A 25,897-nucleotide genomic window follows, 5' to 3' on the forward strand; every position below is an offset into this window, starting at 1 on the left:
GGCTGACGTCGCCGCCAGCGGACCTTGTCCCCGGTTGGTCCTAGATCCAACCAACCGAGGACCACTGGCTACATCTTTTCCTGGGTGTATTTTTTCAGCTCGACCCGCGCCACTTGACGCCGGTGCACCGCATCCGGCCCATCCGCCAGTCGCAGTGTCCGCACATGGGTCCAGGCCTGGGCCAATGGGGTATCCTGTGAAATCCCCTGACCGCCAAACATCTGCACCGCCTCATCGATCACTTTCAACGCCACCCGCGGCGCCACCACCTTGATCTGAGAAATCCACGGCGCCGCTGCACGCGCGTCGCCCTGATCCATGTACCAGGCAGCTTTCAGACATAGCAGCCGCGCCATCTCGATTTCCATTCGGCATTCGGCGATGATGTCGTAGTTGGCCCCTAGCTGCGCCAGCTTCTTGCCAAAAGCTTCACGCGCCAGGGATCGACGGCACATCTGCTCCAGTGCAATTTCCGCCTGACCAATGGCGCGCATACAGTGATGGATGCGCCCTGGGCCCAACCGGCCCTGAGCAATCTCAAATCCGCGCCCTTCGCCGAGTAGAATATTTTCCGCCGGCACCCGGACATCTGTGAACCGAAGATGCATATGTCCATGCGGCGCGTCATCATGCCCATAGACCTGCATTGGCCGCAGTACCTCGATCCCCGCAGTGCCTGCAGCCACCACAATCATCGATTGGCGCTGGTGTTTGGGCAATTCCTCACCCGCCGTCTTCACCATGACGATATAGACCTTGCAGCGCGGATCCCCGGCGCCACTGGCCCACCACTTCTCTCCGTTCAGCACATAGTCGTCCCCATCGCGCAGGCAGGACATCGCGACATTTGTCGCATCCGAACTGGCGACATCCGGCTCGGTCATCAGATAGGCCGATCGGATCTCACCGGCCAAAAGTGGCTTCAACCACTTCTGTTTCATCGCGTCCGAGCCGTAGCGCTCAAACACCTCCATATTGCCAGTATCCGGAGCCGAGCAATTAAAGACCTCAGCCCCCAGCGGTGTCTTGCCCATCTGTTCCGCAAAATAGGCGTATTCCACAGTGCTCAGGCCAATACCCCTGTCACTGTCCGTCAACCAAAAGTTCCACAGCCCCGCCGCCTTGGCTTTGGCCTTCAACCCCTCCAGGATTTCGGCCTGACGCGCGGTATATTGCCAGCGATCGCCTGTGTTGATTTCTGCGTGATAAGCGTCTTCCAGCGGCATCACCTCATCCCGGATCATGGCCGTCACCCGATCCAGTAATGCGCGGGTCTCCTCCCGCACGCTAAAATTCATATCCATCTGGACCTGCCTCCCAACTGCCGCGTCTATCTTACCTGAAACCATGTCCCAGACCCGCGCCGCTTGTCCACCTGAGTGACGACACGTAACATCGCAAATCAAACTCCCTCGTTCATCTGGCCATAAATATCCCTGCCAGAGGCCCGCCCCTTTGTTTACCAAAGGGGTCAGAAATACAGCGGCGGGCCCAGTTGGGCCCGCCTCCATTCTTTCACTCTAAACCGGATGATCCCGACAAAATTCGTCAGCCGACAAATTTCTGGTACTCGGCCTCGTCCATATAATCTTCCATCACCGACAAATCCGAGGCTTTGATCTTAAAGAACCAGGCCCCGCCCTGGGCATCCTCATTGACCAATCCAGGTGTGCTGGTCAGGCTCTCGTTGACCTCAACAATCTCGCCGTCCAGCGGCGACAGAATATCCGAGGCGGCTTTGACGGATTCAATCACCACAACTTCCTCATCCTTGGTGACTTCCATGCCGGCTTCTGGCAGTTCGATGAACACAACATCGCCCAGTTGCTCGGCAGCGTGTGCGGTGATGCCAACGATGATCAAATCGCCTTCAGGCAGTAGCCATTCATGTTCTTCGGTGAATTTCATTTTCTGTGTCCCTTTGACCCAAGGATTTTATGTTGCGACAAGCTAACAATCGCACTGACGCCATTCAAGCGGCAAACAGGCTAAGCACCCTGTGACCCACAGTCAGTAGAGGTTAAAATATTCCGCCTGCTCCCACTCGCTGACCGTGTTTAGATAGCGGTTCCACTCAAAACGTTTGAGATGCAAAAGGTAGTCCACAAACTCGTCGCCAAGCGACTGACGGAACAAGGGCGAGAGTTCAAAGGCCTGCAGCGCATCCCCCAAGGAGCGCGGCAATTGGCGTCCGTCCCCATCATAAGGTGACACTGTCGGAGCCGGGGCGACACGGCCATTGGCGATGCCCTCTGATCCAGCAATCAGCTGGGCCGCCAGCGCATAATATGGATTGGCAGAACAGTCCGGCGCGCGGTTTTCGACCCGGCTGGCGCTGTCACCCTCTAGCAGCAGTGCACGCAACATGGCACCGCGGTTGTCCTCGCCCCACTGAATTTTGTTCGGGGCCAGTTGGAACGGCAGATATCGCTTATAACTGTTCACACTTGGCGCGATCATAACCGAGGCGGCAGCGGCGTGTTTCAGCAAGCCAGCGATCCAGCCACTGGCCTGCGGTGTTAACCCGCCCCCCTCGTCCGGCATGAACAGATTACGGCCAGTGTTCAGATCCAACAGCGACTGGTGGATATGCCAACCATTGGCACAGGTGTTTTCAAGGCGCGGTTTAGCCATGAAACTGGCGTGCAGCCCGCGCGCCGCGCAGACCTGCTTAACCAGTGTGCGAAACATCACCATGGCGTCGGCCTGGGTCATCGGATCGGCGGGGTCAAAGGTGAACTCAACCTGACTAGGCCCCATTTCCACCTCGACCGAGCGCACCGCCAGCCCCAGAGATTGCGCATTTCGGCGCAGATCATCAAGAATGGGTTCCAGTTCACCATAGCGGGTTTCGGTCAAAAACTGATAGCCCTGCGCCAGATTGCGGGTCTCGATCGGGGTACCAGGGGCGCCGGATTGGTGATGCCCGGTGGCCCCATCAATCCGGTCAAAGACGTGAAACTCAACCTCCAGCCCAACCACCGCTGCCATGCCCTGATCCGCCAACCGGTCCATAGCGCTGCGCAACACCTGCCGTGAGCTGAACGGCACCGGGCCACCACTGCGAGTGACCACGTCACAAAAGATCCAGGCCGAATGCGGCGACCAGGGCAAGACCCGAAAGGTATCCGGACAGGGCACCAGCAAAACATCCCCCGCCCCCTGCATTGGCCCGGCATCTTTTCCGCCTGAAGACGACCACACATCAAAAGCAGTGCGGTGCGAGGTGTCTTTCAGCAGCAGCGTTGACGGCACTGCCATCCCGGCGTCAAACACCGAAGCAAAGGCATTGGCGACGATGGTCTTACCGCGCAAAATGCCATGCTGATCAACGAACAACACCCGCACAGTTTCGATGCCCTTGGACTGTACCAGCGCCACCAGCTCTGCCGCTTTGGCACGATCTTCTGCTGACAAAAGGCCCATTTGGGCTAGCTTACCGGCCTTGAATTCATTCCGCATGCTGCGCTCCCTGCAGTAAATGCTTTAGACAGACGCATCCCATGGGCAAGCCGAACGTCGCGCAGTATCAGAGTCTGCCGAGGCCTTGCTCCAGTTGCCGTCCTTGGCAATAGCATCATTGGACACTGGGCCAAACAAGGTCGTAAGGTCCAGAGCATTATGCATTGGCAGTGCCTCTTCGCGGCCCTCTTTGACAGCTTCAATGGCGGCGCGCAGCATCCGGCGATAGCGAATGATCCCCACATCGGTTTTGCCCAGGTGCTCTTGGGTTCGATCCTGTATCGCCCCCATGCTCTCGACAGCCCACTGATCGTGCACGTTGATATCCAGCCCCATCCCCGTATAGGTCTCACTGGCCTGTTCGGCAGAGTCATAGCCATAATTGTTCGAGGCATTTTTCAAAGGCATATAGCCCGGCAGGCTATGTTCTTTCAGTCTCTGATCACGCATCAAGTCCCGATCCACAGGGTCGGTAAAGCTGGTGAACATTGTATACCAATAGCAATTTTCATCATCTGTTGGCACATGCCACTGGGTGATGGTCATGTTCCGCGACATCGGAATACCGATCGATTGTGGAAAGATCTGGTTGGTGACACGCACATGGGTCTGACCATTGTCCAGGTGCCGCAGAGCGGTCAACCGCAGGCCATAATTGGTCTCCTCCACGCTGATTTCAGGACGCGGATAGTCGCGCAGCAGTTTGGTCATCGGAATGCCGGTATCCGCCGCCGAGTCGCGAAACTGCTTGCCGTAACCGTCCTCAGTCTCTTCTGCATCTTGCAAAAACCGATGCAGGAACGAAGCATGGGCCGGATCAATGCCAATCTCCATTGCCTGCAACCAGTTGCATTGCCAGTGGCCTTTGAAGGCAAATACATGGGTGCCGGGGGCACGAAAGCAGTCAAAATTTGGAAAAGCTGGCGGAGTCCCGGGGCCCATATAGGCCCATATAATGCCGTTCTTCTCAACCACCGGATAGGACACCGATTTAATATGCTCATGCATACGGCTGTCTTCGGGCTCTCCGGGTTGTTCAACACATTGACCGGAACGATCAAAATGCCAACCATGGAACGGACAGCGCAGCCCGTTGTCCTCTAGCCGTCCATAACACAAATCTGCACCACGATGTGGACAATGACGGCCGATCAAGCCCAGATCACCCTCGCCATTGCGAAACAACACCAGATCTTCGCCCAGTAGCTTCACCGGGACCACCGGGCGGGCTTGCTCCAGCTCATCCAGCAAGGCCGCTGGCTGCCAATAGCGCCGCAAGACCTCTCCGGCGTCGGTTCCCTGGCTCACTTGCGTAAGGCTATCGTTCATCTGCTGGCTGATCATTGTGGCTCCTGTTCGCTGACAAGTCGAAAATGCTGACTTGACTTTGTACGTATATCGCACTAATGGTACGAGTTACGACCAAACTGCAAGAGCAATTCAAAGCTGTCAAGGTTGGTTTGGAATTTCCACGAGGGGCCAGATGCCTAGCAAAGAGCAAGACCGTAATATTTCATCCAGTTTTGCTAAGGGCTTGGCAGTATTGGCCGTATTTGACGCCGCTAGCCCAAGCATGAGCCTGGCGGAAATTGCCCGCCGGACAGGACAGGATCGGGCCACTGCGCGGCGCGGCGCCCTAACTTTGGTTCAGGCCGGGTATCTACGTCAGGACGGGCGTATGCTGTCACTGACACCCAGAGTATTGGAACTGGCCGGAGGTTTCTTGCAGGCAAATCAATTTGGCCTGCGGGTGCAACCTGTGCTGGATCACCACGCCACCAGTCTTGGCGCTGAAATGACGCTGGCGATGCTGGACAATGATCAGGTGCTCTTGCTGGCACAATCAACCGTAGATCACGGCCCGGTGACCTATGGGTTCACTGCAGGCGCCCGTATTCCGCTACTCCATACCAGTCTGGGTAGAATGTTGCTGGCCTGCCTGCCATCGGATCAGGCAAATGATCTTGTGCAGAGAAACCATATCCCCGGTCACACAGAGCAATCGATCCAAGATCCCGGCAGAATCATCGAACGCATTGATCAGGCCCGACAGGACGGACTGGTTGTTACGGACGGGGAATTTGAAACCGGTATCATTGGATATGCAGTTGCGGCCTCGCGGCCTGGTGACACGCCAGTGGTTGTCGGCAGCACCGCCCCACGGGGGTTAGGCGTGCAGCATCGACCAGAAAATATCCTGCGTGAGCTTCAACTATGCGCTGCGGAACTGCGCCAGACGAAAGCAATCGAAGGTCTCTAGCCGCCTGCCCTGCGTCAGACCGTACTGATTTTGATCTAGCTGGCCCAAGTCAGGGCTGTAACACCCAGATACCATCTGCATTCTTACAGCGCCTTGTATGGATCAACACTGGCTTGTCTTTGCCACCCGCCGTAGCCTCATGCCTAATAGACACACAATTTCCGTTGACCGCATCCAGGGTTACGGTTCCAGCCGCACCACTATTGTTATTGGACCATTGCGCAACAGCGCCCACCTTGGGTGTGCCGCGGTCGTATAATCCAGCTGCATACTGCCCCATCAAGTCGAAATCCTCGCTGTTAAGACCGGTTTCGGCCAAAATGCGCGATAGTGATTTGGCATCCGCGGCACCGCTCACGACAGCCATAATGGCGCAGGCGCTAAGAAATTTTTTCATATCAGACCCTCAGAAATTCGATGCCATCTCGGCAGCTCGTCCCTAGCGATACACCGCGCTTTGCTTATTGTCCAAAGCCAGCTGAGCGATATTCAAATATTTGCGAAGGATGCTATCAGACAAGCCCATCTTTTGGTCGCGCAAAGACGCCCCCATAGTTACACCACACACATGAAAAAGGATCCGCCAATGGCACAGCCCAACTATCACACGCCTCAGGGTGGCCATCCGGGACAAGACCAGCTGCTAACCGACCGCGCCATGTTCACCGATGCCTATGCAGTGATTCCAAAAGGAACCATGCGCGACATCGTGACCTCGTTCCTGCCCGGTTGGGATGGCATGCGCATGTGGGTCATAGCCCGCCCCCTCAGCGGCTTTGCCGAGACTTTTTCACAGTATATTGTTGAACTGCAACCGGGTGGCGGTTCGGACAGTCCCGAGAGCGATGCAACCGCACAGGCCGGACTGTTTGTGACCCAAGGCAGCCTGCAGCTGACCATTGATGGTACGTCCCATACACTGGTGCCCGGCGCCTTCGCCTACCTTCCCGCAGGCGGGGATTGGTCTATCCGCAACGCGGGCACTGACCTGGCCTCCTTTCACTGGATCCGCAAACAATGGCAATCGGCCCCTGGGGTACAAAAGCCAACCGCCTATGTGCTGAATGAGCAGGATATCGCACCCAATGTGATGCCCGACACCGAAGGCCGCTGGGCCACCACCCGGTTCATGGATCCTGAAGATATGAGCCACGACATGCACGTCACCATAGTCACCTTTGAACCCGGTGGTGTGATCCCGTTCCTTGAAACCCACGTGATGGAACACGGGCTGTTCGTTCTTGAAGGCAAAGCCGTCTACAAGTTGAACCAAGATTGGGTCGAGGTCGAGGCCGGCGACTTCATGTGGCTGCGTGCCTTTTGCCCACAGGCCTGTTACGCAGGCGGTCCGGGCCGGTTCCGATATCTGCTGTACAAAGACGTCAATCGCCATATGCCACTCGGTTGATTAAACTGGGCTAATCAAACTGAGCCCTTTGCCATTGCATGTGCCGCAACCTGCGTTAAAGTTGCGGCACAGTGATTTATGCGGAGAAATGGCATGTTGAAACGAGTGATCCTGGCCGCCACACTGGCCATGACAATGACCCAAATGGCCCAAGCCAAAGAGGTCGAGGGCAAGCAGGTCACCGTTTTGGGTCGCAACTGGGTTGTTAAGCCTGTCAAAGAAGCAGAGGGGTGGTTTCGCGCCACTCGGTTGAACGTGGAACTGCTGCCATTTCGTCCATCTGCCATGATCGGTGCGCGCCAAGCCACCCGTGCATTTAAGGCCGCAACCGGCTGCAGCGCTAATATTGACACGATGGTGAAATCGATCGATGGCTCCTATTATGCCCGGATGATTTGCCCCTGATAGCACCTTCTAATCTGGAGGATGCCACGCATAAGCGCTGTTGAAACACAGCCTTCAAAAAATGTGATCAAATTTCAGATCAAGGTGGATTGAGCCATGCCTGATCCCCTGCCATAGTCACGATATGAAAATTGCAATAAACGGATTTGGCCGTATCGGCCGCGCGATCCTGCGCCAGCTTCTGACCACGCCACGCGGTGCCGGAATAGAGGTGGTGTTGATCAACGACATCGCCCCCTTGGACATGTGCGCCTATTTGTTCCAATACGACAGCACCTTTGGCCCCTTCCCCCATCCAGTGGAAATGGGCGACACCACACTGAACGTGATGGGGCGTTCAATCCCTGTCAGCCAGTTTTCTGACCTGACCCAGGCCGATCTGAGTGGCGTTGATGTGGTGTTGGAATGCACCGGCATTGCCCGCACTTCGGGCGTAGCCGAGCGCGGCCTGGCAGCGGGGGCACGTAAGGTATTGATCTCAGGTCCCTCGCCCGCTGCCGAGCAAACGGTGGTGCTGGGCGCCAATGATGCTGCGCTTGAGGGCACGCGTATTGTCTCTAACGCCTCTTGCACCACCAATGCGCTGGCACCGCTGATCAAGCTGGTGGATCAGGTTGCCGGCATTAAGACCGCTCATATGACCACCATCCACTGCTACACAAATTCGCAGCCCATGGTGGACGCTCCGCGTGGCGACTTTGCGCGCTCCCGCGGTGGCGCGTTATCGATGGTTCCGACCTCTACATCGGCGACTGACCTGATCGACACTGTTCTGCCACATCTGGCCGGCCGTATCAGCGGCGCATCCGTGCGCGTTCCCAGCGCCAGCGTGTCAGCCGTGGATCTGGTGGTGCAGCTATCGCAACCCACTGACGAAGAAACTATTCTCACCACATTGAAAGAGAGCGTAGCCAGCTCTTCCGTTTTGGGTTGGACCGAGATGCCACTGGTATCGTCTGATCTACGCGCCAGACCTGAATCCCTGATCATTGCGGCGCCAGAAACCCGCATGGTGGGCGACCAACAGCTGCGTTTGTTTGGATGGTATGACAATGAATGGGGTTTCTCTGCACGTATGCTGGATGTTGCACGGCGAATGGCCGCTACTTAGGCTTGACTGGACCCAGAACAGCAGCACCAAGCCGCCGCCCCATTCATCTTTTTCCCAAATACTCCGGGGAGCGCGAGGGGCTGGCCCCTCGCACCTTTTTCCTTAGTCGTGCGGCAACGAACCTTCACCGTGGCCCGCATGTCCACCCGAAACCTCGTCGATAGATTCATCTGCCAACTCCTGTGGCAAGACCAGATTCAACACCATCGCCAGCAGCGCGGCAGGCAACAGCCCCGAAGTCATCAGAATCCGCAAAGTATCCGGAAGGTGCTGCACCGCGCCGGGCTCAAGCTGCAGTCCCAAACCGATGGACAGCGAAATGGCAAAAATCACCATATTGCGACGGTTCCAGGCTACATCCGACAACATCGAAATACCGGCGGCAACAACCATGCCGAACATAACGATGACACCGCCACCGAGGACCTCGATCGGGATGGTACGTATGATCGCCCCGATTTTGGGAATCAACCCGCAGATGATCAGAAAAATTGCGCCAATGGTCACCACATGGCGGCTCATAACGCCGGTCATCGCGATCAGCCCGACATTCTGGCTGAACGAGGTATTTGGCATCCCTCCGAAAAACCCGGCAATGGCCGTCCCAACACCATCGGCGTATGTTGCTCCGGTGATTTCATTGTCTGTGGCTTCACGTCCGGCACCGCCCTTGGTGATACCGCTGACATCGCCAACGGTTTCAACCGCAGAAACAAAGGCCATCAGGCAGAAACCGATAACCGCCGCCGCACTTAGCTCGAACCCGTATTTGAAGAACTCAGGCAGGGCAAAGCTCTTGGCAAAGCGCCAGTTGTCGCTGATGCCTTGGACGGTCACCATGCCCATCATCAAGGCATAGAGATAACCGACCCCCAGACCGACCAGCACCGCCGAAATCGCCAGCATCCCACGAGCGAAGAACTTCAACCCTAGGGTCACAATGATCACAACCAGCGCGGCTGACCAATTGAGCAACGATCCGTATTCCGGCGCGCCAGACATCTTGGCCGGAACACCGCCGGCCGCATATTGGATGCCGACCTTCACCAGCATCAACCCAATCATCATGACCACCAAGCCAGTCACCAAGGGCGGCAATGCAAAGCGAATTTTACCGATGAACGTCCCCAATAGCGCATGGAACAGGCCACCGATAATCACCCCGCCATACAGCGCGCCAAGCGCATCAACGCCTTTACCCGCCACCAATGGGATCATGATCGGCAAAAACGCAAAGCTTGTCCCCTGGACGATTGGCAGCGCTGCCCCAACCGGGCCCAGTGTTATTGTCTGCAACAGTGTCGCAACGCCGGCAAACAGCATCGACATCTGGATCATGTAGGTCATATCCGGAAAGCCCATAGCCCCCGCATCCGAGCCAAATCCAAACCCGGCTGCGCCTGCCACGATGATGGCCGGCGTGACGTTTGATACAAACATCGCCAGCACATGCTGTATCCCCAGCGGGATCGCCTGCGACAGGGCCGGCGTATAATTGGGATCGCGCAACTGCTGCGGTGTCCCGATGCTTCCAGTGGTCATGTTCTTGTCCCTATTGTTAAATTCACTGTTGTCTAGCCACCTCTTTGGTGGGCGGCTTTGGTCTTAATCGCGTGATACGGTAAATGGTGTTTCGAACCAGTGTTCCTCAAGGTTAAGGCCCGGGCCGATGCGGTCAACGACGGCAAACAGGCCTGGTGCATGCAGTGGCGTCAGTACCCCATGCCAAGTACCGCGATGCAGGTTGATGGCCTGTCCTGGGACAGTTTCAAAGGCCAGTGGTATACCCGGTTTGCCGCCGTCGTCGACAGCAACAATGACCAGAAAGCTTGTCTGCGACATCGGAATAAACGCCTGACTGCCATCAGGGTGCCGTTCAACCATCTCCAGTTTGTACGGCAGGCTGCGGGGCTCGGCATCAAACAGTGAAATTCCGGCACTCCCGCCTGAGAACTCTAAGTTCGCCAAGTCGTGGTGGCGCCCACAAAGGCCCTGATTGATCAGTTTGTCAGGCGCTGACTTTAACTCTAACACGTCGCCAAAAGCGGCAAAGCTCTCGGCGATCAACGGTTGGGTAAATAGTGTTTTCATTGATAAACGCACCCCTTGAAAGGGATGCGTTTGGCCCGGATATGCCCCGAAAAAAAGTATAATTGCATCATTGTTTCAGCATTCCTCATGATGGCAGGATATCCCGTAACCGAAACTCGGCAATCCGCTCTACCTGCTTGCAGGCCTCGGAGAATTCTTGTTCGCGGCTGTTATTGATACGGGTGTGGAACGCTGCCAATATGCTGGCCTTGTCGTAATCGCGCACCGCAATGATAAAGGGAAACCCGTATCTTTCGACGTATTGTCCATTCAATCGGGTGAAGCTCGTGCGTTCGTCATCAGTCAGCAAATCCAAACCCGCCGCTGCCTGCTCGCCGGTGCTTTCGGCTGTTAGCCGTCCTGCCGCGGCGAGCTTGCCAGCCAGATCCGGGTGCGCCGTCAGCACGCCCAGCCGCTCGTCTGCACTGGCCGAACGGAACATCCGCGCCAAGGCATTGTGCAGCCCGCCGGCAGTGTCATGCGCCGGGCCCAGCTCTAGTTCAAACGCACGCTCGGCAATCCAGGGCGAATGCTCAAAAATCGATCCGTATTTGTCGACGAATGTCTGCAGATCCATTTGACTGGGCCGCTCAAACCGCTGATGCGGGTGGGTCGCTGCCCAATGCTTGGCCACATCGATGCGGCGTGGACACCAGACATCATCAAACCCCTGGATATAGTCAATGAACCGTTTCAAGCCGGCAATCTTGCCCGGCCGACCAATCAACCGGCAATGCAGCCCGATTGACATCATCTTGGCCGCTCCTGCCTCGCCCTCAGCGTAGAGCACATCAAAAGCGTCTTTCAGATATGAGAAAAACTGTTCGCCGGTGGTGTAACCAGGGGCTGTGGCAAACCGCATGTCATTGGCTTCCAGCGTATAGGGAATAATCAGCTGATCGCGTTCGCCCTCTTCGCGCCAATGGGGCAGATCATCATCATAAGTATCCGAGATATAGTCAAACCCGCCCTCTTCGCTGACCAACCGCACTGTATTGGCACTGCAACGTCCAGTGTACCAGCCCGTTGGACGCGTGCCGACCACTTCGGTATGCAGGCGGATCGCCTCGGCAATCGCGGCGCGTTCCTCATCCTGCGCCATGTCTTTGTGTTCGACCCATTTCAACCCATGGCTGGCGATCTCCCAATCTGCGGATTTCATTGCCGCCAGTTGATCGGGGCAACGTGCCAGCGCTGTGGCGACACCATAAATAGTAACGGGTACGTCCGCCCCGGTGAATAACCGGTGCAAGCGCCAGAACCCGGCCCGAGCGCCATATTCATAGATCGATTCCATGTTCCAGTGCCGCTGCCCCTGCCAAGGCGCTGCGCCGGGAATATCTGACAAAAAGGCCTCGGAGGCCGCATCGCCATGCAGGACGTTGTTCTCGCCGCCTTCTTCGAAGTTCAGTACAAATTGCACGGCCACTTTGGCCCCACCGGGCCACTGGGCGTTCGGCGGCGTAGCACCATATCCAATCATGTCACGTGGATATCTGGTCATATAACTTGGCCTTTCAACCTAATGGATCACCCCTTACTATTGCAGAAGAGGTCGGCAGTTTTTCAAATTTTACAAAAGACACTGTCAAATCCGCCAAGTTTGCAACTGCAGCCGCTCTGCGTCAGGAGTGGGATCAAGCAAAAGGAGACCCCAAAATGACCGGTTATCTGACGACTCACGTTCTGGATACGGCCCAAGGCTGCCCGGCAGCAGGGCTGAACATCACGCTCTATCGCATTGACGGCGCGACCCGCACCCAGCTGGCAGAGCTACAAACCAATGCCGACGGGCGCACGGACACACCAATCCTGCCGCAAGAAGGCTTTGCCATCGGTACCTATGAGCTGGTTTTCGAGGCCGGAGACTATTTGCGCGCTGGTGATCAGACCTTGCCCGAGCCGCTGTTTCTGGATCAGGTCCCCATCCGTTTTGGCATCAGCGATGCCGACGCCCATTACCACGTACCGTTGCTACTGTCGGCCTTTGGCTTTTCCACCTACCGCGGCAGCTGAAGCGTCCCAGGATCTGCATCTGACACCCAGAGCGAGTGATCTCAGCTCTGGTCTTGCCCTGAGCCGGCAAGCAGGTGGTCAAATTTCGAAATCTCAAGTGGCCAGACTTCGCCATCTTCAGAACCGCCCAAGACGCTCGAACTGGTCAACCCGAAGGGCACACCGGATCAAAAAGGCTAATACTGCGTCCGCCCTCATGCGCTCCCGTCCGGCAGGCCAGCATCACAGATGCAGGTCTACCCGTTGGGCATGGCACCTGCGGTGCGCGAAAACATAGTAGCCAGACTACAAATCAGAAAATGCCCTGAAAAACCACCATAACCACGACACTGGCCACCCAATAACCTGCATCAACTCCCCGCGCATAGGCACTGTTCTTTCGAAACAACCCGCCAGCGTAGCCCATGACGGAAAACGCAACCACTGCCAGAATAATAGTAAGCAACGCATTCGACACGGCGGTAACGCCGACCAGCCAACTGACCAGAAACAGGCCCAGTATCTGAAACATCATGGCCGCCTTGGGCATCTCATCAGCCGACCCCATTGAAACCCCGACACCGTCAGCCCATTTTGTGCCAAACAGCTTGGGCGAGTACCAAAGCCAACCCAGCAGGAACGCCGCAATAGTCCCTGAAAAAACTCCGATCCAACTAACACCCTGAAAAAGTTCTGCCATGTATCTAACCCTTTTACTATGTGATGCAGACCGCACCTCTCGCTATTTAACCACAAAGTTAATTAACGAGTCAACGCATAGCTGACACCAGCCAGATACCCCGGAACTTCTGTTCCGGCATTCAGAAAACAGCCAACGACTGCGGATACGAACCACACCGCGCTTGCGCGGTGCCATGCTCAAACCCTGCACTGGGCTGTCAGGCCCATTCAGGGGCGGGAGACCATCTTTGCAACGCGAGCCTCGGCTTCACGAATGCTCCGAGCCATGTTCTCGGTCATAAAGTCCATGAATAGACGGGTTTTAGGGTCCTGATGGCGACGGTGTGTATACAGGCAAGCCATCTGAACCGGCACCGGAGGCGTTTGTGTCGCCACCGGGATCAGCCGACCCTCACAAATATGCTCCGCCACTTCGAACACCGGTTTCAGTGCAATACCCTGGCCGGTCAACGCCCAGTCTGTCAGAACGTCGCCGTCATCACACTCATATCGCCCTGAAACTGCATATCGCTTAGGGCCTTCTGGGGTGTCCAGCATCCATTGGAACTCCGCTGCACCGGGATATCTCAGATTCAGACAGGCATGAGTGCCACTGATTAGATCTGCACCATTCTCAGGCATGCCCTGCCGCGCCACATAGTCTGGCGACGCACAAAGCACCCGCTGACAGTCGGTGATCTTGCGGATTCTCAGATTGCTATCTTCGGGCTGACCCAGGAAGAAGGCCAGATCCAATCCTTCGGTGGTCAGGTCCACCGACCGATCTGTCAAACGCATCCGAATGCTCATTTCGGGATACTCGGCCAGGAAATCCGGCACTTTTGGTGCCACCAATCGGCGCCCAGCCCCCAAAGGCGCGGCAATAAACAACGAGCCGCGCGGCACCTCGGTCAGGTGCATAACTTTTGCCTCGGCGGCATCCACCGTCTCCAGTATCGTCACCGCACCGCTATAATATGCCTTGCCCTGCTCAGTTGCGGTCAGATTGCGAGTGGTGCGCTGGAACAGACGGACCCCAAGATAATCCTCAAGTTGCGATATCCGTGCCGAGGTGACCGCCGGCGAAATGCGCAAGTCCCGGCCGGCCGCCGACATCGAGCCAAGTTCATAGACCCTTACAAAGGTCCGAATGTTATCAAGATAGGACATTGTTCCATTTTTTTTGATACAGTTTGATAATATGCGGGAATACCGAATAATGCACGGCTTGCCTAGAGTGGCGGCAGACAACAATTACGGGGCCTCCAATGTTTGAACTTTTAATGATGTGGGATTGGTTGAGCTTTGCTCTGCGCTGGCTGCATGTGATCACCGCCATTGCCTGGATAGGTTCCTCGTTTTATTTCATTGCCTTAGACCTTGGTCTACGCAAGGCTGCCGACCTGCCTGCAGGGGCCCATGGGGAAGAATGGCAAGTGCATGGCGGTGGATTTTACCACGTCCGAAAATATTTGGTCGCACCGTCCGAAATGCCCGAGCACCTGACTTGGTTCAAATGGGAGAGCTATTCGACCTGGCTTAGCGGCGCGGCCTTGCTGATGGTGGTCTATTGGGCCGGCGGAGAACTGTTCCTGATTGATCAGTCCAAGGCGGATCTAACACTGTGGCAAGGTATTGCGATCTCGGCGGCCTCGTTGTCGGTGGGCTGGCTGATCTATGATCAACTGTGCAAATCCGGTCTGGCCGAGCGTCCGACCCTGTTGATGGTACTGCTGTTTGTGCTGTTGGTGGTGATGGGCTGGGGCTTGAACCAGGTGTTCACCGGTCGCGCCATGATGCTGCATTTGGGGGCCTTCACCGCCACCATTATGACCGCCAATGTGTTCTTCATCATCATGCCAAACCAGCGCATCGTGGTGGCAGATCTACAGGCGGGGCGCACGCCTGACAGTAAATACGGCAAAATCGCCAAGCTACGTTCGACCCATAACAACTACCTGACCCTGCCGGTTATCTTCCTGATGCTGTCGAACCACTATCCTCTGGCCTTTGCCAGCCAGTACAACTGGCTGATCGCGGCGCTGGTGTTCTTGATGGGGGTAACCATCCGCCATTACTTCAACACTTGCCACGCCCGCCAAGGCAACCCCACATGGACCTGGTTGGTCACCGCATTGCTGTTCCTTGGCATCATCATCCTGTCGACCTTTGGTTTGGAAAACGAAGGCGACGCCGAGGACCAGGCAGCTCTGCGGGGCACTGCATTGGTGATGGCCCAGACCGAGGGTTTTGAAGAGGTTCATGAGCTGGTGCTGGGGCGCTGCTCCATGTGCCATGCGCGCGAACCATTTTGGGACGGCATCCGCCGCGCGCCCAAGGGGATACTATTGGAAACCGAAGCTGACGTTGCCCGGCAGGCCGATGCGATTTACCTGCATGCTGGTGTAACCGATGCGATGCCGCCTGCCAACGTGACGTTCATGGAACCCGAAGACCGGGCCGCCATCCGTCGCTGGTTTCGCGCAGCCCAGATGTAATCGGCGCGGGGGGCAGCGTTGCCCCCTACAGACCCAGGTTGACCTGTCACCGAACAGAGCGACGCCCAGAAGATGAATTCTCACCTTCTACCCCCTCTCCTGGTGTGTTAACCGTGATCCCACCGCATACATCTCTGCTGTTTTCCAGAGAGGTCGGATTATTCAGGCAGCCCCGGAGCCCGCCGATGTTTTTTTCTCGGCGCTTACGCCAGATCACACGCGCATTTGTATTCAGCCTTTGCAGTATGGGCCTGTCCCTGCCGAATACGGTACAAGCAGCCAGCACCGACCTAACGGCTCCGGGCGCAAGCGAAGAATTGACCGCAAGGCTACGCGACGCTTCGGCCGTTATGTCGGTTCAGCCCGACATCGATGTGCAGGGGCTTTTGGCGACCGCGCTGTCCGATTATCGTACATTGGTGCAGGTTCTTTACGACACCGGCCATTTTTCGCCTGAGGTGCATATTCGGCTCGACGGCCGGGAAGCGGCCTCTATCCAGCCGCTTTATCCGCCACGATCCATCGATGCGATTGTCATTACAGTCAATACCGGGCCAAGGTTCACCTTTGGCACCGCCGGTGTGACACCGATGCCCGACCCAAGCGAAGTGGAAATCCCCGAGACTTTCGCCCCCGGACAGCCTGCCAGCACCGGCGCCATTCGCGACGCCAACCATGCTGGACTAAAGGCATGGCGTCACGCTGGCCATGCCAAGGTCGCGCTGGAATCGCAGGACATCACGGCCAATCATGTGCAGGCCCGTATCAATGCCACCCTGCACCTGAACCCGGGACCACACCTGCGGTTTGGTCAGTTGCACCAGACCGGTGAAACAGCCGTGAACCCCGAGGCGATCCGCCGGATCGCAGGCTTTCCCACTGGTGAGCCCTATCATCCGGACGACCTGGCCAAGGCTGCAACACGATTGCGCCGCACCGGCACCTTTTCCGCAGTCTCAATGACCGAAGCCCAACAGCCCAATCCCGATGGCACGCTGGATTTCACCGCCGATTTCGAAGACCTGCCCCAGCGACGCCTGACATTCGGGGCCGAGCTGAGCTCGAGCGACGGGCTAGAGCTGACCGGCACCTGGATGCACCGCAACCTGTTTGGCAACGCCGAAAAACTACGGTTTGAAACTCGGCTTAGTGGCATTGGCAGCAGTAGCGACCTGGACGGGCGCATCAGTCTGCGCCTGGACCGCCCAGCCACCTTAGGCCCCGACGACAACACCTATTATCTGCTCGAGGTCGAACGCCTAGACGAAGAACACTATACCGCCACCCGCGGGTTGGGCGCCATCGGTGTGCGGCGGGTGTTCTCGGATACATTGTTTGCCGAAGGCTCGCTTGGGTTTGAATCCATCCTGGCCGAAGACGTATTTGGTAAACGCAGGTTCAAGTATGCGCAGGGCAATCTACGCGTCGAGAAAGACGCGCGCAACAACCGGGTCAGTGCAACGGATGGCTACTATCTGGATGCGCGTCTGGTGCCCTTCCTCGGGCTGGACGGCAGTAAATCCGGCGCACAGATCAAACTGGACGGGCGGATCTATTACGCCTTGGGCGGCTCAAACTCCGTGGTACTGGCAGGCCGGGTCCAACTGGGGTCGGTCATTGGCCCGAACCTAAGCGAAGTGTCCCCCACAATGCTGTTCTTCTCAGGCGGAGCGGGTTCTGTACGCGGCCATGAGTACCAATCACTGGGTGTTCCAGTCACAGGCGGCACCGCCGGTGGTAAAGGTTACCTGGCCCTGTCCGGCGAAGTCCGTGGCAAAGTCAGCGAAAAGATATCGCTGGTGGGCTTCTATGACCTTGGACTGGTGGACGAAAGCAGCTTGGTCTCCGGGTCCTCGCAACGCCACGCAGGCGCCGGGCTTGGTCTGCGCTATGACGTCGCGGGCATTGGGCCGCTCCGGCTGGATCTGGCCTATCCGGTTGATGGCAGCAGCAGCGACGGGGTGCAGTTTTACATCGGCATAGGACAAGCGTTTTGAACAGATTCCTCACGTACACTCTGGCCGTCACCTTGGCTGCAACACCTCTGGCCGCCCAGGACAGTGGCAGCGAAGAGGCCGGCGGGTTTTTGGTCGAATTCCTTGAGGATTCGCTGTCAGGTGACAACCGTCAGATCAGCGTGATTGGGATGGAAGGTGCATTTTCGTCCTCGGCCACGATCAAGCAGATCACTGTATCGGATGATGATGGCATCTGGTTGACCATCGACAACGCGGTGCTGGATTGGAACCGGCTGGCGCTGATCCAGGGCAAATTCTCGGTCAATGCCCTGACCGCCGACGCTGTCCGCGTCAGCCGCAAGCCCAAGCCCACCCCGCCAGACCCGACACTGCCAACGCCTGAGGCCACTCCATTTCAGCTGCCGGACCTTCCTGTCGCTGTTGAGGTCGGTGAAATCCGCGTGAACCAGATCGAGCTGGGCAAGGAGCTGATGGGGACTGCTGCCAGCCTGTCACTGAACGGAGCGCTTAAGTTGGCGGATGGCGCATTGGACAGCGACCTAATGGTGGCGCGACTGGACAGGCCCGGTGATCTGTTGCGCCTGGATGCGTCCTTTGTCAATGAAACCAGTGTGATCACATTGGATCTGGCCCTTGAGGAAGCCGCCAGTGGTTTGGTCTCAACGCTCATTGATCTGCCCGGTCGCCCGACAGTTCGGCTGTCGGTGCAGGGCACAGGCCCTGTCGACAACTTCAACGCCAACCTCGAACTGGACACCAATGGAACCCGGCGTCTGGACGGGCAAGTGGTTCTGGCGGCCCAGCCTTTGGGCGACTCTGAAACCCCGAACGGTATTGATTTTTCGGCCGACCTAAACGGTGATATCGACCCGTTGATCGCCCCCCCTTACCGGCCCTTCTTTGGTCCCGGCATCCGCGCCAATCTAAAGGGGCACAACGGCCCGGATGGCCGTATCACACTGGATAATCTGGTGTTGCGCACCCAGGCCTTGCAACTGACTGGTGCTTTGGAACTGGCCCCCGGCGGCGTGCTTGAGACCGCCAACATCAAGGCCGCAATCACACCGCCCGTCGGTCAGGCGGCGGTCCTGTTGCCGGTTGCCGGCGGGTCCACGACATTGGCTGGCATCGAATTGACGGCGCATAAAACCGCCAGTTCCGACTGGCAGATCAAGGCGCTGCTGGATCGATTGAACCATCCAGGGCTGTCGCTGGCGCGAGCCGAACTGAGTGCTGCGGGGACGTTGGAGCAGAGCAATGGCTTTGCCATCAGCGGTGACATTGATGCGATCCTGACCGGGGTCAAGCCGGACGATCCGGCCCTGGCCCAGGCCCTTGGCGACCAAATCAGCTTTGCGGGAAATCTGGCCACACAGGACGGCGCAGGGCTGAAAATCACTGACATGGCGCTGCGCGGCAGTGACTATCGTGCCAGCGGCGATGCTCAGATCGAGGGGCTGGACACTGGGCTGAAAATCACCACCGACCTGCATTTAGATGCGGAGGATCTGGCACGGTTCTCAGGGCTGGCAGGCCGGCCAATCGGCGGCGCAGTCAATGCGGCGGTCAAAGGGTTCACGGCCCCTCTGTCGGGTACGTTTGATATCGACTTAGCTGTGCGGGGGGATCAGTTGAGTTCGGGTATTGCCCAGGTCGACTCGCTGATTGCTGGTATCACCACGCTGAATCTGCGCGCCGCGCGTGGGGCAGATGGGCTGCGTATCGACCAGTTTGATCTGACCAACCCGGCCTTATCAGCATTGGCACAGGGCCAACTGGACAGCCGGACCGGATCCCTAACCCTGTCCGCCCGCCTAAACGACATTGGCCCGCTGGTCCCACAAACCTCTGGCCCACTAGAGCTAAGCGCTGATGTCACGCGGGACGGCGACTCACTGGCTGGCAAGATGCAACTGCTGGGCCCAAATGCCTCGCGCGCAGTGCTGGATGGAACTATTGATAGCAGCGGCGCAGCGGATATGGTTTTTGAGGCCGCACTTGAGGATCTGCAGCGGTTTTTGCCGGAACTGGCCGGCAAACTATCTGCACAGGGCAAAGCCAGCCGCCGCTCTGGCATCTGGCAGGTCGACAGCAATGTGACCGGCCCCGCAGGTATCGACACCTCCGTCACCGGCAGTTGGGACGAGGCCAAATCCACTGCAGACATGCGTGCCACAGGCCAGTTGCGCCTGGATGCCGCCAACCTGTTCATCACGCCCAACTCGGTGCGTGGGGTGGCAAAGTTCGATATGTCCCTGATTGGCCCGCCCGCACTGGAATCGCTTATCGGCACAATTTCAACCACTGGCACGACATTGGCAATTCCAGGTGCCAAGCAACAGATCGAGGCGATCACGGCCACCATTTCGGTTGCGCAATCAAGCGCCAGGATTCAAGTCTCGGCACGGCCACGTGAAGGTGGTGCCGTCCGTATATCTGGCCCGCTATCGCTGGCTGCACCGTTTGATGGCAACATTCAGGTGGCTTTGGACAGCGTGGTTCTAACTGACAACCTGATGTATGAAACCGTGCTGAACGGCGCGCTTGGCTATAGTGGCCCGCTGGCGGGCAACGGACGGTTGGCCGGGCACATCAATATCGGTGAAACCAACATCAATCTGGCCGCCGCCGGTGGCTCGGTAACTTCGGCGCCAATCCCGCCAATCCGCCACCTGAACGAGCCCAGCACCTCACGCCAGACCCGAGCCCGCGCCGGGTTGATTGATCAGGCCAAACCCGGCAGTGGCCCCGACATTGCACTGGATATCATGATCAACGCCCCTGACCGTATTTTTGCGCGCGGACGTGGATTGCAGGCTGAATTGGGCGGTCAGATCCATGTCCGCGGCAGCACCGCCAATCTGGCCCCTTCCGGGCAAATCGGCCTGATCCGCGGCAATTTCAACCTGTTGGGACGCCAGTTGGAACTGGACGAAGGCCGGGTCACCCTGCAGGGCAATCTGGTGCCTTATCTTGACTTCAAATCCACTGCCAGCACGTCCGAAGGATCGGCCACGATGGAAATCTCAGGCTTGATAGATGCGCCGGTGATCAAGGTCTACTCGGACCCTGCCCGCCCCAGCGAAGAGGCTTTGGCCCTGCTGTTGTTTGGCGACAACATCCAGGATCTATCCCCCCTTGCACTGGCGCGCATGGCCGGTTCGCTGCGAGAACTCAGCGGCCGTGGCGGCGGAACCGAAGGCGCATTGCGCGATGAAACCGGGGCCGATGAGGCCGCCCTAAGCCTGAATGGTCTGGGCCTTGGCGGCTATGTCGCCGACAACGTCTACACCGACTTTAACGTCAACACCCAAGGCGAGAGCGAATTGAACATCAACCTGGACCTCACAAAAAGTGTGACGGTCACCGGCACTGTCGAAAGCGATGGCGACACCGGTGTTGGGTTGTTTTTCAAGAAGGATTATTAACGCCGGACACCGCCTCTAGCGCCACCCGCGCAGAGCCGCTGACCCCGGCGGCGTCGTCAGTGATAACCCACAGCGGGATCTGTTGGCACTGCTCTTGCAGCAAACCATCCCCCTGAGAAAACCCCTCAAGGAACTGCATTTGCGCGGACGAGCCGAGCAGCGCACGCGACACGCTACCGGCAAAAAACAGGCCTTGGCCGGGCATGTAGGTCGGAACCAGATTATACGCAAACAACCCCAGCAATTCTGCCCAGGTTTCTACTGTATGGGCAGCTGCACTGTCTGAGTCGGCTTGGTACTCTTGCATCAATTGCGCTCCGCCAGCAATCGCGACACCGCTCATTGCCTGATGAAACCGCACAAGCCCATGCCCGGAGAACAGATCCTCGTTGGTGTTAAACCCCTTCGGATCGCGCCCCAATGCCGTCTGTAGCTTTCTGTAGACCGAGGCCGGCAGATCTGCGTGCCCCATCTCTGCGCCGGCTGTATGTGTGCCGGCAACCAGGGACACGTTGAACCCAGTGCCCAGTCCCACCACCAGCGACTGATCACCCAATTGCGTTCCCGCGCGCAGCGACGACAGTTGACCGGGGCTTAAGACCGGCAATGCATGACCTAAGGCGGCCAGATCATTGATAAGATCCATCCGCGCGCCGTCCGGTAACTGCAGCCGCGCTGCCAAGCCGTTTGCATCGCCGTGCCATGCCCGGTTGGTCAAACGATACTCATCCCCGTAAACAGGTCCGGCAACGGCAATGCACGCGCCCTGAAACTCGGGCAGATCGGGCTGGGCGCGATAGGCGGTCAGCACATCCTCAAGGCTGGTGAAGCTGTCGTTATCAAAACTTTTCAACGCGGTAACGCCGATTTCCGGGCCCGCCAATGCCAACCGTGTATTGCTGCCGCCAACATCGCCGACCAGTACCGTGACATCCGTGTTCATCCAGCTGAGCCCTTATTCGTTCTATCCACAAGGAAATGGTGCGGCAAATCACGCCCAATTGCAAATGCTCAGGGGATCTATGTTTGCGCTCACATGCCAATTGCCCAATTTAGCGCCAGTAGTCAACATCGGGTGAGTGTGGTTGCCATAAATGCAGCTCTGTCCAGCCCGAAAAGCGTGAGAATACTGTCAACGGTCACCTCCCTTGCGCCGATTTGATACGTGATCTGCCCCAACGGCGCATCTGTAGGGGTTGACCCAGAGTGGTGCGATGGCCGATGACCGTCAGAGGGGCCATCTGTATCTGGCCACCATCAGATCATAACGCCGCGCGATGCGGACGAACCGCTAAGCAAGGGCCGGATGAATAATACCAAGGCGACTATAACCGATGACCGGCTGGCCTTGGCCCGCCCATTATTTCAATCGGATGTGGCACTGGCAGTGACGGATCCACTGGGCACGATGGCTGCCCCTTTTGCGGATGAATTGGCCTGTCTGTCGCCAAACGCAGTGGACAAGCGGCAGCGCGAGTTTGCCGCTGGCCGTGCTGCGGCCCGTAGCGCGATGGCGGATCTGGGGTGGCCGCCACAGCCAATTCTGGTTGGTAAGAACCGTGCGCCCATCTGGCCCGTGGGGCTGACCGGATCAATCACCCATACCTTAAGTTGCGCCATGGCCGTTGTCGCCCGCAATAGCGATGTCCTGGCGCTTGGTATTGACGTCGAAGAAGACACGCCACTGGAAGATAAGTTGCTTCCTGCGATCTGCTCCGACCTTGAGCAGGACTGGCTAAAACGTCAGGCCAATCCGGGCCAGTTGGCCAAAGTTATTTTTTCTGCAAAAGAGGCGGCTTACAAATGCCAGTACACTGTCAGCCAGCGTTTTTTTGGCTTTGATGGCATGAATTTGGAGCTAGATCTGGCACATGCTTGCTTTCAGGCCCGCTTTACTGCTGATCAATTGCCCTTCGCCAAAAACGACATAATTAGCGGGCGGTTTGCCATTGGCGCCGGGGTGATCGTAACCATGGCCGAACTGCGCACCTAAGGAGACGCCGGGATGAGTTGGAGCACGATTGTCGGCTCGGTTATCATGATCGGGCACAGCCTGTTTGGTCCGGACAACCCGCGCATGCTGGACCAGCTGCTGCAGGCGCGCAGTGAAAACCCGGTGACCGTCGAGGCGCAAATCCTCAATGGCGCTCCGCTGCAGTACAATTGGGAGCACGCCGACAAGGCCGAGGGCATCAACGCGCGGGCGCGGCTGCGCCACCCTGCGGACGCGGTGATCGTGACCGAGGCGATACCGCTAGCCAACCACCTGAAATGGAGCGGCACCTCGGACGCGGTTGCCCAGTTCTATGAGCTGTCAGCTGCCGCCAATCCGGATGTGCAGTTCTACCTGCAGGAAACCTGGCATAGCTTGCGCAGCGGCAGTGGTGAGCTGGTCGAGTTTGACGACGGCATGGCCACGCCCTGGCGGGACCGGCTGGAGCAAGACTTGCCGCGCTGGCAAGGCGTGGTTGACCGGGCTAACGCCAAAACGGGCGGCCAGATACAGTTGCTGCCAGCGGGACAGGCGATGGCACGGTTGGATGATGCCATTCAGGCGGGCACGGTGCCGGGGATAACTCGCATTCAGGACGTTTTTACCGATGACATCCACCCCAATGACATTGGGTTCTATTATTTGGCCCTGCTGCAATATGGCGTGCTGACCGGGGACACACCGGTTGGCTTACCCCACCAGCTGACCAACCGCTATGGAGCGCGCTACACCGCACCGTCTCCCAAGCTGGCCCTGCGCTTGCAAAAGATCGCATGGGAGGCAGCTCAGGGGTCAGAAAGCCGCACCGCCCTGCCCCCCGACCCCGCTCCTCTTCCCGAGGAGCCCACCCTGGCCCGGCTCAACCGTGCGGTTTCAGCCCAACCACAGGGCGCCCCGACTGTTATGCGCCAACCGGTCGCCATCAATCTCGCTGCGATTGCCGACTGGAGCCCGCAGGCGCCGTTTCTGGACCATTTCAAAACTGCCCGCCCCTGGGTCGGCCATATCGCAGGACAATGGGGAGGCGTCGGGCATGATGAACTGGCAGAGGCGGGCTATCTTGACCCGGACGGCTGGCCCACCGCTATTCCACCCGAATTGGGCTCGGTTGGGACCGTAATCCTGACTGATCTGCCGGAAACAGCCCTGTCGCTGGCCGGTCGTTACCTGCTGCGGTTTGACGGCGACGGCATTGTCGAGGTCTCGGGGCGCGGCCGAAACGTGCGCTACGGCGATCAGCAGGTCTGGTTTGACTATACCCCCGGCCCTGGCCCTGTTGAAATCCGTATCCAACGCACCGACCGTGCCCGTTCCAATAACTATGTGCGCAACATTAGTGTTGTCAAACAAGAGCACCTGGACGCCCATGCCGTGGGAGCCCTGTTTAACCCGCAGTGGCTGGCGCGGCTGCAGGGGTTTTCCGCGTTGCGGTTCATGGACTGGATGGTCACCAACAACTCTACTCACGTCGGGTGGGAGAATCGCCCGCAGATGAGTGATTACACCTGGGGGCGTAATGGTGTCCCTGCCGAGGTCATGCTGGCGCTGGCATCCCAATTGGGCGCCGATCCCTGGTTTACCATGCCCCATGCCGGCAATGACGGCTATTTCCAGAATTTTGCCCAATTGGCAGCCAGTCGGCTGAGTGATGAGCAAAAGGTTTATGTCGAATATTCGAACGAAGTCTGGAACGGGCAATTCCCACAGGCGCAATGGGCCAAGGATCAGGCTGTCGCGCGCTGGGGAAGTGATGATCTGTGGATGCAATTTTATGGCGGCCGCGCCGCCGAGATGGCGCAGATCTGGAGTGCAGTCTTCGGGGATCGTGCGCCAGAGCAGTTGGTGCGCATCCTGGCCACGCAAACTGGCTGGCTGGGGCTGGAACAACAAATCCTGCAAGCGCCGCTTTGGGTGGCTGAACATCCCGACCGCTCGGCCCCCGCCAGATCCTTCGACGCCTATGCAGTAACCGGCTATTTTGGCGGTATTTTAGGATATAAAGAGCGGGCTGACGTGGTACGGGCCTGGATCGCCGACAGTACAGAGCGGGCCGTTGAAGAGGCCCGTCGCAAGGGCCTGAAAGGCGATGCAAAGCGCAATTTCATCACGACCCATCGTTATGATGTTGCCAGTGTACAGGCAGGACTGGAGCTGCGGGATGGACTGATTTCGGGTGACCCTGTCGACACTGTAGTGGATTTACTCGGACGGGTGCTGCCCTATCATGCCGACATTGCCGCCGAGCACGGATTGGACCTGATCATGTATGAAGGCGGCAGCCATGTGGTCGGCATCGGCCCTATGGTGGATGACAAGGCTCTGACCGGGTTCTTCACCCACCTTAACTACACCCCGGAAATGGGCGCACTCTACGCCGAGCTATTGGCCGGCTGGCAGGCTTTGGGGGGGCAGATGTTCACTGCATATGTTGATGTGTCTACCCCTGCCAAATGGGGCAGCTGGGGCATGTTGAGGACACTTGACGACGATAATCCACGTTGGAATGCGCTGGTCGCAGTAAGACAATAGCCGACAGATCGCAATATCGCCACGGCCTGTATCTCTGACCGCGACACCAGAAATGGC

At 57.8% G+C, this 25,897-nt stretch carries 21 protein-coding genes; 10 read left to right on the plus strand and 11 right to left on the minus strand.

Annotated features, from left to right (window positions below; translation table 11 throughout):
* Positions 1 to 68: 68 nt before the first annotated feature.
* The 4 genes from EBB79_RS15680 to EBB79_RS15695 all read right to left on the minus strand — a co-directional run bounded on the left by EBB79_RS15680 (position 69) and on the right by EBB79_RS15695 (position 4,806).
* Complete coding sequence (locus EBB79_RS15680; protein WP_127749767.1) at positions 69 to 1,304, minus strand: acyl-CoA dehydrogenase family protein; 1,236 nt, start codon at positions 1,302 to 1,304, stop codon at positions 69 to 71.
* Positions 1,305 to 1,548: 244 nt separating this feature from the next.
* Positions 1,549 to 1,908, minus strand: coding sequence for a glycine cleavage system protein GcvH (gene gcvH / locus EBB79_RS15685; protein ID WP_127749768.1), 360 nt, complete (start codon positions 1,906 to 1,908; stop codon positions 1,549 to 1,551).
* A gap of 102 nt (positions 1,909 to 2,010) precedes the next feature.
* The gene (locus EBB79_RS15690) at positions 2,011 to 3,462 is read right to left on the minus strand and encodes a glutamine synthetase family protein (RefSeq protein ID WP_127749769.1); all 1,452 of its coding nucleotides are present in this window, start codon (positions 3,460 to 3,462) and stop codon (positions 2,011 to 2,013) included.
* Positions 3,463 to 3,486: 24 nt separating this feature from the next.
* Positions 3,487 to 4,806, minus strand: a complete 1,320-nt coding sequence (locus EBB79_RS15695; protein WP_127749770.1) for a Rieske 2Fe-2S domain-containing protein — start codon at positions 4,804 to 4,806, stop codon at positions 3,487 to 3,489.
* A 139-nt stretch (positions 4,807 to 4,945) separates the two neighbouring features.
* Here EBB79_RS15695 and EBB79_RS15700 point away from each other — a divergent pair, with 139 nt between their 5' ends.
* A complete protein-coding gene (locus EBB79_RS15700; RefSeq protein ID WP_127749771.1) occupies positions 4,946 to 5,722 on the plus strand; it encodes an IclR family transcriptional regulator in 777 nt (258 codons plus the stop codon).
* A gap of 49 nt (positions 5,723 to 5,771) precedes the next feature.
* Here EBB79_RS15700 and EBB79_RS15705 read toward each other — a convergent pair whose 3' ends face one another.
* On the minus strand, positions 5,772 to 6,119 hold the full coding sequence (locus EBB79_RS15705) for a hypothetical protein (protein WP_127749772.1): 348 nt from the start codon (positions 6,117 to 6,119) through the stop codon (positions 5,772 to 5,774).
* A 189-nt stretch (positions 6,120 to 6,308) separates the two neighbouring features.
* Between EBB79_RS15705 and EBB79_RS15710 the strand changes: the two genes are divergently transcribed.
* The 3 genes from EBB79_RS15710 to EBB79_RS15720 all read left to right on the plus strand — a co-directional run bounded on the left by EBB79_RS15710 (position 6,309) and on the right by EBB79_RS15720 (position 8,646).
* Positions 6,309 to 7,130 (plus strand): bifunctional allantoicase/(S)-ureidoglycine aminohydrolase, encoded by an 822-nt coding sequence (locus EBB79_RS15710; protein ID WP_127749773.1) that lies wholly within the window; start codon positions 6,309 to 6,311, stop codon positions 7,128 to 7,130.
* A 93-nt stretch (positions 7,131 to 7,223) separates the two neighbouring features.
* Complete coding sequence (locus EBB79_RS15715; RefSeq protein WP_127749774.1) at positions 7,224 to 7,535, plus strand: hypothetical protein; 312 nt, start codon at positions 7,224 to 7,226, stop codon at positions 7,533 to 7,535.
* A gap of 124 nt (positions 7,536 to 7,659) precedes the next feature.
* Positions 7,660 to 8,646, plus strand: coding sequence for a type I glyceraldehyde-3-phosphate dehydrogenase (locus tag EBB79_RS15720; RefSeq protein WP_127749775.1), 987 nt, complete (start codon positions 7,660 to 7,662; stop codon positions 8,644 to 8,646).
* Between the two features lie 102 nt (positions 8,647 to 8,748).
* On the opposite strand, the gene EBB79_RS15725 is transcribed toward EBB79_RS15720, so the two are convergent.
* From EBB79_RS15725 to puuE, 3 genes are all read right to left on the minus strand, one after another.
* The gene (locus EBB79_RS15725; RefSeq protein ID WP_127749776.1) at positions 8,749 to 10,188 is read right to left on the minus strand and encodes a uracil-xanthine permease family protein; all 1,440 of its coding nucleotides are present in this window, start codon (positions 10,186 to 10,188) and stop codon (positions 8,749 to 8,751) included.
* Between the two features lie 63 nt (positions 10,189 to 10,251).
* Positions 10,252 to 10,737, minus strand: coding sequence for an ureidoglycolate lyase (locus EBB79_RS15730; RefSeq protein ID WP_127749777.1), 486 nt, complete (start codon positions 10,735 to 10,737; stop codon positions 10,252 to 10,254).
* A gap of 85 nt (positions 10,738 to 10,822) precedes the next feature.
* The gene (gene puuE, locus EBB79_RS15735; RefSeq protein WP_127749778.1) at positions 10,823 to 12,241 is read right to left on the minus strand and encodes an allantoinase PuuE; all 1,419 of its coding nucleotides are present in this window, start codon (positions 12,239 to 12,241) and stop codon (positions 10,823 to 10,825) included.
* Between the two features lie 155 nt (positions 12,242 to 12,396).
* Between puuE and uraH the strand changes: the two genes are divergently transcribed.
* Positions 12,397 to 12,753 carry a hydroxyisourate hydrolase gene (gene uraH / locus EBB79_RS15740; RefSeq protein ID WP_127749779.1) on the plus strand — a complete coding sequence of 119 codons (357 nt, stop codon included), beginning with the start codon at positions 12,397 to 12,399 and terminating at the stop codon, positions 12,751 to 12,753.
* Positions 12,754 to 13,045: 292 nt separating this feature from the next.
* Here uraH and EBB79_RS15745 read toward each other — a convergent pair whose 3' ends face one another.
* A complete protein-coding gene (locus EBB79_RS15745) occupies positions 13,046 to 13,432 on the minus strand; it encodes a DUF1761 domain-containing protein (protein WP_127749780.1) in 387 nt (128 codons plus the stop codon).
* A 209-nt stretch (positions 13,433 to 13,641) separates the two neighbouring features.
* Entirely contained in the window at positions 13,642 to 14,583 is a 942-nt protein-coding gene (locus tag EBB79_RS15750) for a LysR family transcriptional regulator (protein WP_127749781.1), read from the minus strand.
* A 98-nt stretch (positions 14,584 to 14,681) separates the two neighbouring features.
* Here EBB79_RS15750 and EBB79_RS15755 point away from each other — a divergent pair, with 98 nt between their 5' ends.
* The 3 genes from EBB79_RS15755 (at position 14,682) to EBB79_RS15765 (ending at position 21,318) form a co-directional block, all read left to right on the plus strand.
* Positions 14,682 to 15,911, plus strand: coding sequence for a urate hydroxylase PuuD (locus EBB79_RS15755; protein WP_127749782.1), 1,230 nt, complete (start codon positions 14,682 to 14,684; stop codon positions 15,909 to 15,911).
* A gap of 185 nt (positions 15,912 to 16,096) precedes the next feature.
* Complete coding sequence (locus EBB79_RS15760) at positions 16,097 to 17,908, plus strand: autotransporter assembly complex protein TamA (RefSeq protein WP_177627823.1); 1,812 nt, start codon at positions 16,097 to 16,099, stop codon at positions 17,906 to 17,908.
* On the plus strand, positions 17,905 to 21,318 hold the full coding sequence (locus EBB79_RS15765) for a translocation/assembly module TamB domain-containing protein (RefSeq protein ID WP_127749783.1): 3,414 nt from the start codon (positions 17,905 to 17,907) through the stop codon (positions 21,316 to 21,318). Before EBB79_RS15760 ends, EBB79_RS15765 begins: the two co-directional genes overlap by 4 nt.
* Here the strand turns inward: EBB79_RS15765 and EBB79_RS15770 are convergent.
* Positions 21,302 to 22,261 (minus strand): glucokinase, encoded by a 960-nt coding sequence (locus EBB79_RS15770; RefSeq protein ID WP_127749784.1) that lies wholly within the window; start codon positions 22,259 to 22,261, stop codon positions 21,302 to 21,304. The genes EBB79_RS15765 and EBB79_RS15770 overlap by 17 nt on opposite strands.
* A 363-nt stretch (positions 22,262 to 22,624) precedes the next feature.
* On the opposite strand from EBB79_RS15770, the gene EBB79_RS15775 reads away from it, so the two are divergent.
* Both EBB79_RS15775 and EBB79_RS15780 read left to right on the plus strand, forming a co-directional pair.
* A complete protein-coding gene (locus tag EBB79_RS15775) occupies positions 22,625 to 23,311 on the plus strand; it encodes a 4'-phosphopantetheinyl transferase family protein (RefSeq protein ID WP_127749785.1) in 687 nt (228 codons plus the stop codon).
* Positions 23,312 to 23,323: 12 nt separating this feature from the next.
* Positions 23,324 to 25,840 carry a hypothetical protein gene (locus tag EBB79_RS15780; protein WP_127749786.1) on the plus strand — a complete coding sequence of 839 codons (2,517 nt, stop codon included), beginning with the start codon at positions 23,324 to 23,326 and terminating at the stop codon, positions 25,838 to 25,840.
* The last annotated feature ends 57 nt before the right edge of the window (positions 25,841 to 25,897 follow it).

It is taken from the genome of Parasedimentitalea marina (assembly GCF_004006175.1).
GTDB lineage: Bacteria > Pseudomonadota > Alphaproteobacteria > Rhodobacterales > Rhodobacteraceae > Parasedimentitalea > Parasedimentitalea marina.